This is a genomic window from Aeromonas sp. QDB18 (assembly GCF_027705325.1).
Lineage (GTDB): Bacteria > Pseudomonadota > Gammaproteobacteria > Enterobacterales > Aeromonadaceae > Aeromonas > Aeromonas caviae.
The window spans coordinates 23,172-32,460 of record NZ_JAPDBQ010000032.1 but is presented as its reverse complement, the minus strand read 5'-3'; the positions used below and the strand labels follow the sequence as shown (position 1 = coordinate 32,460).

The 9,289-nt window shown below is 63.1% G+C and carries 9 protein-coding genes; 8 read left to right on the top strand and 1 reads right to left on the bottom strand.

What is annotated here, in order from left to right:
* The first annotated feature begins 185 nt into the window (after nucleotides 1-185).
* A complete protein-coding gene (locus tag OKC30_RS07440; protein WP_016352123.1) occupies nucleotides 186-458 on the top strand; it encodes a late competence development ComFB family protein in 273 nt (90 codons plus the stop codon).
* On the opposite strand, the gene OKC30_RS07435 is transcribed toward OKC30_RS07440, so the two are convergent.
* Entirely contained in the window at nucleotides 453-662 is a 210-nt protein-coding gene (locus OKC30_RS07435) for a hypothetical protein (RefSeq protein WP_011707516.1), read from the bottom strand. The two genes, OKC30_RS07440 and OKC30_RS07435, sit on opposite strands and share 6 nt — an antisense overlap.
* Nucleotides 663-961: 299 nt before the next feature.
* Between OKC30_RS07435 and nhaC the strand changes: the two genes are divergently transcribed.
* The 7 genes from nhaC to OKC30_RS07400 all read left to right on the top strand — a co-directional run bounded on the left by nhaC (nucleotide 962) and on the right by OKC30_RS07400 (nucleotide 9,172).
* Nucleotides 962-2,371, top strand: coding sequence for a Na+/H+ antiporter NhaC (gene nhaC / locus OKC30_RS07430; RefSeq protein ID WP_010675759.1), 1,410 nt, complete (start codon nucleotides 962-964; stop codon nucleotides 2,369-2,371).
* 105 nt (nucleotides 2,372-2,476) lie between these two features.
* Entirely contained in the window at nucleotides 2,477-3,400 is a 924-nt protein-coding gene (locus OKC30_RS07425; protein WP_160836672.1) for a LysR family transcriptional regulator, read from the top strand.
* A 196-nt stretch (nucleotides 3,401-3,596) separates the two neighbouring features.
* On the top strand, nucleotides 3,597-4,742 hold the full coding sequence (locus OKC30_RS07420; RefSeq protein WP_039039701.1) for an ABC transporter substrate-binding protein: 1,146 nt from the start codon (nucleotides 3,597-3,599) through the stop codon (nucleotides 4,740-4,742).
* A 168-nt stretch (nucleotides 4,743-4,910) separates the two neighbouring features.
* Nucleotides 4,911-5,924 carry an ABC transporter ATP-binding protein gene (locus OKC30_RS07415; protein WP_160836674.1) on the top strand — a complete coding sequence of 338 codons (1,014 nt, stop codon included), beginning with the start codon at nucleotides 4,911-4,913 and terminating at the stop codon, nucleotides 5,922-5,924.
* Complete coding sequence (locus OKC30_RS07410) at nucleotides 5,921-6,889, top strand: ABC transporter permease (RefSeq protein WP_160836676.1); 969 nt, start codon at nucleotides 5,921-5,923, stop codon at nucleotides 6,887-6,889. The genes OKC30_RS07415 and OKC30_RS07410 overlap by 4 nt, the downstream gene beginning before the upstream one ends.
* Nucleotides 6,890-6,896: 7 nt before the next feature.
* A complete protein-coding gene (locus OKC30_RS07405; protein WP_010675764.1) occupies nucleotides 6,897-7,712 on the top strand; it encodes an ABC transporter permease in 816 nt (271 codons plus the stop codon).
* Nucleotides 7,713-7,741: 29 nt separating this feature from the next.
* Nucleotides 7,742-9,172 (top strand): gamma-aminobutyraldehyde dehydrogenase, encoded by a 1,431-nt coding sequence (locus tag OKC30_RS07400; protein WP_270662579.1) that lies wholly within the window; start codon nucleotides 7,742-7,744, stop codon nucleotides 9,170-9,172.
* The last annotated feature ends 117 nt before the right edge of the window (nucleotides 9,173-9,289 follow it).

The following is a 9,289-nucleotide window of genomic DNA, read 5'->3' as shown; positions in this document are numbered from 1 at the left end:
CGGAATTGGTAGACGCGCTAGCTTCAGGTGTTAGTGTCCCACGGATGTGAGGGTTCGAGTCCCTCTCTTCGCACCATTACTTATGCAAAAGGCCCATCACGAAAGTGATGGGCCTTTTGTTTTTACCCCTTGTTATGACTATGCTTTTGACGACTCACCGCCCATCGTCATGCCAAGGAACGCATATGATACTGGATACCGACATTCACAACTTCTACGAGCATCTGGTGCTCAAGGAGATTGAGAGACAGGGACTCAACCAGAAGCTGAGCGCCAACCAGATGGCCGATCTCTGCTGTCTGACCCTGAACCAGCTGCCCTCCCACTACATTCGTCACGACGTCGACATGATCTACTTCCTGACCGATGCCAAGCGTACCGAGATGGAGAAAAACGTCATCGAGTCGCTCAAGCTGGCGCAAGAGAAGGTGCAAAGCGCCCCGGCCACCTCGTCATAACCAGGGCTGTTGCCAGATCAGGGCCGCGACTCCCGTCATACCGGCCACCGGCAGCAGGATCAGCGCAGGCCTCAGCCTGGGTTCGAGCATGACCCAGGCGGCCAGCAAGAAGCCCAGGCTCCACATACCGTATGCCTTGTCCTGACCCCAGATCAGGATCGCCAGCAGCCCGATCAGCAGCATGGCTCTCACTATCCATCTCATGACACACTCCTCTCCAACAACTGATAACAATTATCATTTGTATTTTAGGAGTATGCAATCGGACTTTTCTATCGGAGTCGAATGTCCCATCGGGGCAAACAGAGCACTCAAAAACGGGTTATGAGATCAACTAATTTGTAAGTTTTTCAATCAAAACTGCATTTTTGCTAAATCAGTTGGGATTTGCCCCCCCAGGTTTGTGGTAGATTGCGGCCTCTTTTTGGGTGGGCCCCTCGGGATACGTGTATCCACAGGACGAGAGGGACTGACCTTGGCGAGCAAGAGTTTAGGAAGTATCTATGCAAAACCAACAACACCACATCCGATTGCCGGGCATGTCGCAAGTATTTGCCTGCCTGGCCATTTTCCTGGCCCTGGCCTTCTCCTTCACCAGCGTGCTGGATCTGCCAATCCAGCTGGCACTGTTCATCGCCTGGTTCGTCATCATGGGACTCGGCATCAAGCTCGGCCACGATTACAAATCCCTGGAGCAGGCGGCAGTCGACGGCGTCGCCAAGGGGATGGGGGCCATCCTGATACTGATCTCCGTCGGTGCCCTGGTGGGCACCTGGATTGCCGGCGGCATCGTCCCCAGCATCATCTACTTCGGCCTCAAGGTGATACACCCCTCCATCTTCCTGCTGGCGACCCTGATCATCTGCTCTCTCACCTCGCTGGCCACCGGCACCTCCTGGGGCTCGGCGGCCACCGCAGGCATCGCCATGATGGGCATAGGCCACAGCCTGGGGGTACCCGCGCCGCTGGTAGCCGGTGCCGTGCTCTCCGGAGTCTACTTCGGTGACAAGCTCTCCCCGCTCTCCGACTCCGTGGTGCTGGCCTCGACCATGTCCAACGTCGACGTGATGGAACACATCAAGGGGATGCTGCCCATCAGTCTGTTCTCCTACGTCATCACCGCCGCCCTGTTCACCGTGGTCGGCATGCAGTACTCCGGCAACGTCAGCCTGGAGCAGGTCAATCTGGTGATGGACGCCCTCGACAAGCAGTTCAACATCACCCCCATGGCCATAGTGCCCGTGGTGCTGGTGCTGGGCCTGTTGGCCAACCGCAAACCCGCCTTCCCGGTGATCAGCTTCGGTGCCTTGCTGGGTCTTGTCTGGGCCATCGTCTTCCAGGACATGGATCCGGTGAAGGCGATGCACTCCGCCTACAGCCCCTTTGCCATCACCTCAGGCGTCGATTTCATCGACAACATCCTGGGCCGTGGCGGTATGGAGTCCATGCTGGGCTCAGTGGCCGTCATCATCTTCGGCTTGGGCTTCGGCGGTCTGCTGGAGAAGGTCGGCATCCTGGAAGTGATCGCCAGCGCCTTCGAGAAGCGCATCAACAGCGCCGGCAGCCTGACCAGCCACACCATAGGCACCGCCTTCCTGGCCAACGTGTTCGGTTCCGCCATGTATGTATCGCTGATCCTGACCCCCAAGATCATGGCCAAGAACTACGACCGGCTGGGGCTTGCGCGCAAGAACCTCTCTCGCAACGCCGAGTTTGGCGGCACCCTCACCTGCGGCATGGTGCCCTGGAGCGACAACGGCATCTTCATGGCCGGGGTCCTCGGGGTTGCGACCCTCGACTACCTGCCCTACATGTGGCTCAGCTTCACCTGCATCATTGTGACCATCACCCTCGCCTATCTGGGCAAGGGAGTGAACCGTGTACCGGTCACAGAGGCGGTGACAGCCCGCTAATTTCCGTAAAAACAACGACAAAGGCGCCATCACGGCGCCTTTTGTCTGGGTATGATTCGAGGTTAAGCTGGCACTCACCTTGATCGCACGTGGCAGGACGCCCAGATGAACGTCACCTTTCGCCAGATCCGCTATTTCGTGGCGGTGGCCGACAGCTTCTCGGTGAGCCGCGCCGCCGCCGAGCTGCACATCTCCCAGTCGGCGGTCACCAGCGCCATCCGCGAGCTGGAGACCGAGCTCGGCGCCGCCCTGTTCGAGCGCAATCCGCGCGGGGTCAGCCTCACCACCCAGGGCCACCAGTTTCTGCTGCACGCCCGTCGCATCCTAAGCGCCATGACCGAAGCCGGCCAGTCCCTCAAGGCGGTGGCCCAGCAGGATCAGGGGCGGCTTACCATAGGCGTAACCACGCTGGTGGCAGGCTACTACCTCTCGGAGGCCCTCGGCCGCTTTCGCCGCGCCTTCCCGGCGGTGCAGATCGAGGTGAAGGAGGATGAGCAACCCTATCTCGAGCACCAGATCGTCAACGGTGAGGTGGATGTGGGGATCCTGATGACCAACCGCACCATCCGCCAGGAAGCGTTCGATACCGAGCTGCTGACCCGCTCGCCGCTGCGGGTCTGGCTCGCCGCCAACCACCCGCTCTGCGCCGAGTCTACCCTCTCCCTCAAGGCGCTCGGCGAGGAGCCCATGATCTCGCTGACCGCCGACCAGCTTGACCAGATCATCGGCGGCGGCCTGCGCCGCTACGGCATCGCGCCGCGCATCGTGCTGCGGACCGCCTCGGTAGAAGCGGTGCGCAGCCTGGTGGCGAGCCAGCTCGGGCTCGCCCTGCTGCCGGACTTTGCCTACCGCCCCTGGTCGCTGGAGCAAGAGCGGGTCGAGGCCCGCGCCATCAAGGAGCCCATCCCCGCCATCGACATCGGTCTGGTGTGGCGGCGCGGCTCGCGCCTTGACTGGGCCGCACGCGAGTTCATCGACATCGCCAGAGATCAGAGCCGGCTACGGGCCCGCCAGCACCTCCCCCGCTAGGACTGAGCCTGAACAGCCGTGACTCCGGCAAAAAAATCAGATTCATCCGCACTCGATATCGATTTTACAGATACCCACGCCGTTAAAAATTGAAATTCTCATTGCTCCCGGCTTCTCCTACGCTCATGGCTGGTTAACAGGATGTTAATGCCTACTGTGGCGCCGCCACGGTTGCCAATCATGCAAGGAGAGCAAGATGAAATTGACCCCTCTGACCCTGGCCCTGATCCCGGCGCTGCTGGCAAGCCAGGTCCAGGCTGCCCCCACCACCCTCGGCAAGGGTGAAGGCCAGCTCAACATCGTGGCCTGGGCCGGCTACGTGGAGCGCGGCGAGACCGACAAGAACTACGACTGGGTCACCGGCTTCGAGAAAGAGACCGGCTGCAAGGTCAACGTCAAGACGGCCGCCACCTCGGACGAGATGGTGGCGCTGATGAACGAGGGGGGCTTCGATCTGGTGACCGCCTCCGGCGACGCCAGCCTGCGCCTCATCGCCGGCGGCAAGGTGCAGGCACTCAACCTGGCGCTCATCCCGAGCTACGGCAAGATAGACCCCCGCCTGCAGAATGCCCCCTGGCACACGGTGGACGGCAAGCACTATGGCGTGCCCTACCAGTGGGGCGGCAACATCTTGATGTACAACACCAAGGTGTTCCCCAAGGCGCCCGACTCCTGGAACGTGGTGTTCGAGGAGCAGACCCTGCCGGACGGCAAGTCCAACAAGGGTCGGGTGCAGGCATTTGACGGCCCCATCCACATCGCCGATGCCGCCCTCTATCTGATGAGCCACCAGCCCGCGCTCGGCATCAAGGATCCCTATGAGCTGAACGAGGATCAGTACAAGGCCGCCCTCGACCTCCTGCGCCAGCAGCGCAAGCTGGTGGGACGCTACTGGCACGATGCCTTCGTCCAGATCGACGACTTCAAGAACGAGGGGGTAGTGGCCTCTGGCTCCTGGCCCTTCCAGGCCAATACCCTGATAGCCGACAAGCAGCCCATCGCCACTACCGTGCCCAAGGAAGGGGTCACCGGCTGGGCCGACACCAGCATGGTGCACAGCGAGGCCAAGAACCTCACCTGTGCCTACAAATGGCTGGAGCACTCCCTCAACAACAAGCTGCAGGGGGATCTCGCCTCCTGGTTCGGCTCCGTGCCCGTGGTGCCGGCCGCCTGCGAGGGCAATGCCCTGCTCGGGAAAGAGGGGTGCAAGACCAACGGCATCGACAACTTCGATCGGGTTCACTTCTGGCGTACCCCTGTCTCCCAGTGCAAGAGCCAGGGAACCTGCGTGCCGTATTACCGCTGGGTCTCGGACTATATCGCTATTCTGGGTGGCCGCTGATGCTGGTAGAACAAGGCCATATCCCAGCGGCAGGGAACCTGCGTGCCCTACTACCGCTGGGTCTCGGACTATATCGCCATCCTGGGTGGTCGCTGAGGTGCCTCAGTAAATGCCGATATGGGGCCGGACAGGAGTCCGGCCCGCTTCCCACACAGACAAGGACGCCCCATGAATGCCGTACAATTTGACCGGGTCAGCCGCCACTATGGCGAGGTGAAGGCGGTCGACGACATCTCCTTCCAGATCCCGTCCGGAGAATTTTTCACCCTGCTGGGGCCGAGCTGTTCCGGCAAGACCACCTGCCTGCGGATGATTGCGGGCTTCGAATACCCGAGCGAGGGGGAGATCCGGCTGTTCGGCGAGCCCTGCTCCACCGTGCCCCCCTACGATCGCAACCTCAATACCGTGTTTCAGGACTACGCCCTGTTTCCCAACATGGATGTGCGCGACAACATCGGCTATGGCCTGATGCTCAAGGGCGTCGCCAAGGCGGAGCGTTACCGCAAGGTGGACGAGATGCTGGAGCTGGTGCGTCTGCCCGGAGTCGGCAACCGCAAGCCGGGCCAGCTCTCCGGCGGCCAGCGCCAACGCATCGCCATCGCCCGGGCACTGATCAACCAGCCGCGCATCCTGCTGCTGGACGAACCGCTCGGGGCGCTCGACCTCAAGCTGCGCGAGCAGATGCAGCTCGAACTGAAAGCCTTGCAGCGCCAGCTCGGCATCACCTTCATCTTCGTCACCCACGATCAGCAGGAGGCGCTCTCCATGAGCGACCGGATCTGCATCTTCAATCAAGGCAAGATCGAGCAGATCGCCGCGCCGGATACCATCTACGACGCCCCCGCCACGCCCTTCGTCGCTCGCTTCATCGGCACCGTCAACCTGTTCGAGGGGGAGCAGGCCCGCCGTCTGTGCGGCGATGCTCACCAGATGATGGTGCGCCCGGAGCGGATCCGGCTCACCGAGGCCGGCACACCGGGCTGGTCCGGAGAAGTGCGCGAGGTGGAGTATCTCGGCCCCTTCGTGCGCTACCGGGTCGATCTCGGCGAGCAGCTCGAGCTTATCGTCAACCACCCCAACGAGGGCCAGGCCCGCCTGCCCCGTGGCGCCCGGGTCAGCCTCAGCTGGCCGGAGCAGGCGATCCATCACCTGCACACCGCCCCTCAGAGAGCTCAACCATGAGCGCCCCCCACAGTGCGAGCCTTGCCATGAGCCAACCCACTGCCCCCCTCTCCTATCGGCCGCTGCGGCGCCTTTCCACCCTGCTCTACGGGCGGCCGGGTCTGTTGCTGGCCGTCCTGCTCGGGCCGCCGCTGCTCTGGCTTGGCATCATCTATGTCGGCTCCCTGCTGATGCTGCTCTCCAACGCCTTCTTCGGGCTGGACGAGTTCAGCGGCCAGATCCGCCACGAACTGGGCCTACAGAACTTCGTCGCCCTGCTGCGGGCGGAGAATCTGGACGTGATCCTGCGCACCGTCGGCATGTCGCTGCTAGTGACTCTGGCCTGCGCCCTGCTCGGCTTTCCGGTGGCCTACTACATGGCGCGCTACACCAGCGGCAAGACCCGGGCCCTGTTCTACGTCGGCATCATGCTGCCGCTCTGGTCCAGCTATCTGGTGCGGGTCTACGCCTGGAAGCTGATCCTGGCCAAGGAGGGGGTCATCAGCTGGCTGGTAGATACTCTGGGACTGGACTGGCTGCTGGACGCCATCCTCTCGCTGCCGGTGATCGGCGGGCCGTCGCTGTCGTTCTCGCGCATCGGCACCTTCATCGTGTTCGTCTACGTCTGGCTGCCTTTCATGATCCTGCCCATCCAGGCGGCGGTGGAGCGGATCCCGCGCTCCCTGCTGGAAGCGAGCGGCGATCTCGGCGCCACCCCGGCCCAGACCTTTCGTACCCTGATCCTGCCGCTGGCCCTGCCCGGCGTGGTGGCGGGCTCCATCTTCACCTTCTCCCTGACGCTGGGGGACTACATCATCCCCGGCATCATAGGCAACTCAACCATGTACATAGGTCAGGTGGTCTACATGCAACAGGGCACGGCGGGCAACCTGCCCTTCGCTGCCGCCTTCTCGCTGGTGCCGATCCTCATCATCGCCATCTACCTGACCATCGCGAAACGCTTGGGGGCCTTCGATGCGCTCTAATACTTCCATGAAGCGGGACCATAGCAGCCAGCCCTCCGGCCTGCTCAAGTACGCGGCCATCGGCGGTCTCCTGTTCCTGCACTTTCCGATCCTGTTCATCTTCCTCTATGCCTTCACCAGCGAGAGCAAGAGCTACCAGTTCCCGCCGCCCGGGCTCACCCTCAAGTGGTTCGAGGTGACCCTCAACCGCCCCGACGTGTGGCGCGCCATCCAGCTGTCGCTGGAGGTAGCGGGGCTGGCGACGCTGGCCGCCATGGTGCTCGGCACCCTGGCGGCGGGGGCCATCGCCCGCAGCCGCTTCTTCGGTCAGGAGGTGGTGTCGCTGTTGCTGGTGCTGCCCATCGCCCTGCCTGGCATCGTCACCGGTATCGCGCTGCGCTCCGCCTACGGGGTGATGGAGATCCCCTTCAGCTTCTGGACCATCGTCATAGGTCACGCCACCTTCTGCGTGGTGGTGGTCTACAACAATGCCCTGGCGCGCTTTCGCCGCACCAACCAGAGCCTCATCGAGGCGTCGATGGATCTCGGTGCCGACGGCTTCCAGACCCTGCGCTACGTGATCCTGCCCAACCTCGCCACGGCGCTGCTGGCGGGGGGCATGCTGGCGTTTGCCCTCAGCTTTGACGAGGTGATCGTCACCACCTTCACCGCTGGCCAGCAGACCACGCTGCCGATCTGGATGTATCAGGAGCTGATCCGGCCACGGGACAGGCCGGTCACTAACGTGGTGGCGCTCATCATAGTGGCCTTCACCACCATTCCCATTCTGCTTGCCTACTACCTCACCCGCGACGGCCAGGACGTCGCCGGCAGTGGCAAATAACGACTCAACGCGTGCGCAAGGATGCAACCATGAAACTCTCTACCCAACTCTTGATCGACGGTCAGTTCGTCACCGGTGACGGCCAGGCCGAGCCCATCCTCAACCCGGCCACCGGCGAGCTGCTCGCCTCGGTGCCCGAAGCCTCGTTCGAACAGGTGAACCGGGCGGTGAACGGCGCCCAACGCGCCTTCGCCCAGTGGAGCCGCACCACCCCGGCCCAACGCAGCACCCTGCTGCTGCGCCTGGCCGATGCCATCGAACGCCACGCCGAGGAGTTTGCAGCGCTCGAATCCCTCAACTGCGGCAAGCCCTATCTGGCGGTGCTCAATGACGAGCTGCCCGCAGTGGTGGACTGCTTCCGTTTCTTCGCCGGCGCCGCCCGCTGCCTGCAGGGGCCACTGGCGGGGGAGTACATCGAGGGGCACACCAGCATGATCCGCCGCGACCCCATCGGGGTGGTGGGCAGTATCGCCCCCTGGAACTATCCGCTGATGATGGCGGCTTGGAAGATGGCCCCAGTGCTCGCCGCCGGCAATACGGTGGTGCTCAAGCCCTCCGAGCAGACCCCGCTCACCGCCCTGCGCCTGGCGGAGCTCGCCAGCGAGCTGTTCCCGCGCGGCGTCATCAACATCGTCTGCGGCCGGGGCGAGAGCGTGGGGGCACCGCTGGTGGAGCACCCGCTGGTGCGCATGGTGTCGCTCACCGGTGACATCGCCACTGGCCAGAAGATCCTGCAGAGCGCCGCCCGCACCATGAAGCGCACCCATCTGGAGCTTGGCGGCAAGGCGCCGGTCATCATCTTTGACGATGCGGACCTGGAGGCCGTGGTGGCCGGCATTCGCACCTTCGGCTTCTACAACGCCGGCCAGGATTGCACAGCCGCTTGCCGCATCTATGCCCAGGGCAAGATCTACGACAAGTTCGTCGCCGCCATGACTGAGGCGGTCGCCTCCATCAAGGTGGGCGGTCCGCGCGAGGAGGGGGTGGAGATGGGGCCGCTCATCTCGGACCGGCTGCGCAACCGGGTGGCCAGCTTCGTGGAACGGGCCCAGAGCAGCGGTCACGTGGAGGTGACGGCGGGGGGCAAGATCCGCCCAGGCAACGGCTTCTTCTTCGAGCCGACCCTGATCGCCCATGCCCGCCAGGAGGATGAAATCGTGCGCCGGGAGGTATTCGGCCCGGTGGTGTCGGTGACCCGCTTTGGCGACGCCGAGCAGGTGGTGCAGTGGGCCAACGACTCGGACTACGGCCTCGCCAGCTCGGTCTGGACCCGGGATCTGGGCCTTGCCAGCAAGGTGGCCAGCCACCTGCAGTACGGCTGCACCTGGATCAACACCCACTTCATGCTCACCTCCGAGATGCCCCACGGCGGCATGAAGATGTCCGGCTACGGCAAGGATCTCTCCCTCTACGCGCTGGAGGACTACACGGTACCGCGCCATATCATGGTCAAGCTCTAGGCTCCACTCCGTCTCCCTGAAAAAAAGATGGCCCCTTGGGGCCATCTTTTTTTGCATCAGGTCTGTGCATCCCTGCAGTGCACCAACGCAGCGTCATCATTCACCCGACCGCGACCC

Excerpts from the sequence above, each read along its gene's own strand:
- OKC30_RS07435 (WP_011707516.1), bottom strand. The coding sequence starts at position 662 with ATGAGATGGATAGTGAGAGCCATGCTGCTGATCGGGCTGCTGGCGATC.
- OKC30_RS07405 (WP_010675764.1), top strand. The coding sequence starts at position 6,897 with ATGAAGCGGGACCATAGCAGCCAGCCCTCCGGCCTGCTCAAGTACGCG.
- OKC30_RS07410 (WP_160836676.1), top strand. The coding sequence starts at position 5,921 with ATGAGCGCCCCCCACAGTGCGAGCCTTGCCATGAGCCAACCCACTGCC.
- OKC30_RS07425 (WP_160836672.1), top strand. The coding sequence starts at position 2,477 with ATGAACGTCACCTTTCGCCAGATCCGCTATTTCGTGGCGGTGGCCGAC.
- OKC30_RS07400 (WP_270662579.1), top strand. The coding sequence starts at position 7,742 with ATGAAACTCTCTACCCAACTCTTGATCGACGGTCAGTTCGTCACCGGT.
- OKC30_RS07420 (WP_039039701.1), top strand. The coding sequence starts at position 3,597 with ATGAAATTGACCCCTCTGACCCTGGCCCTGATCCCGGCGCTGCTGGCA.
- OKC30_RS07440 (WP_016352123.1), top strand. The coding sequence starts at position 186 with ATGATACTGGATACCGACATTCACAACTTCTACGAGCATCTGGTGCTC.
- OKC30_RS07415 (WP_160836674.1), top strand. The coding sequence starts at position 4,911 with ATGAATGCCGTACAATTTGACCGGGTCAGCCGCCACTATGGCGAGGTG.
- nhaC (WP_010675759.1), top strand. The coding sequence starts at position 962 with ATGCAAAACCAACAACACCACATCCGATTGCCGGGCATGTCGCAAGTA.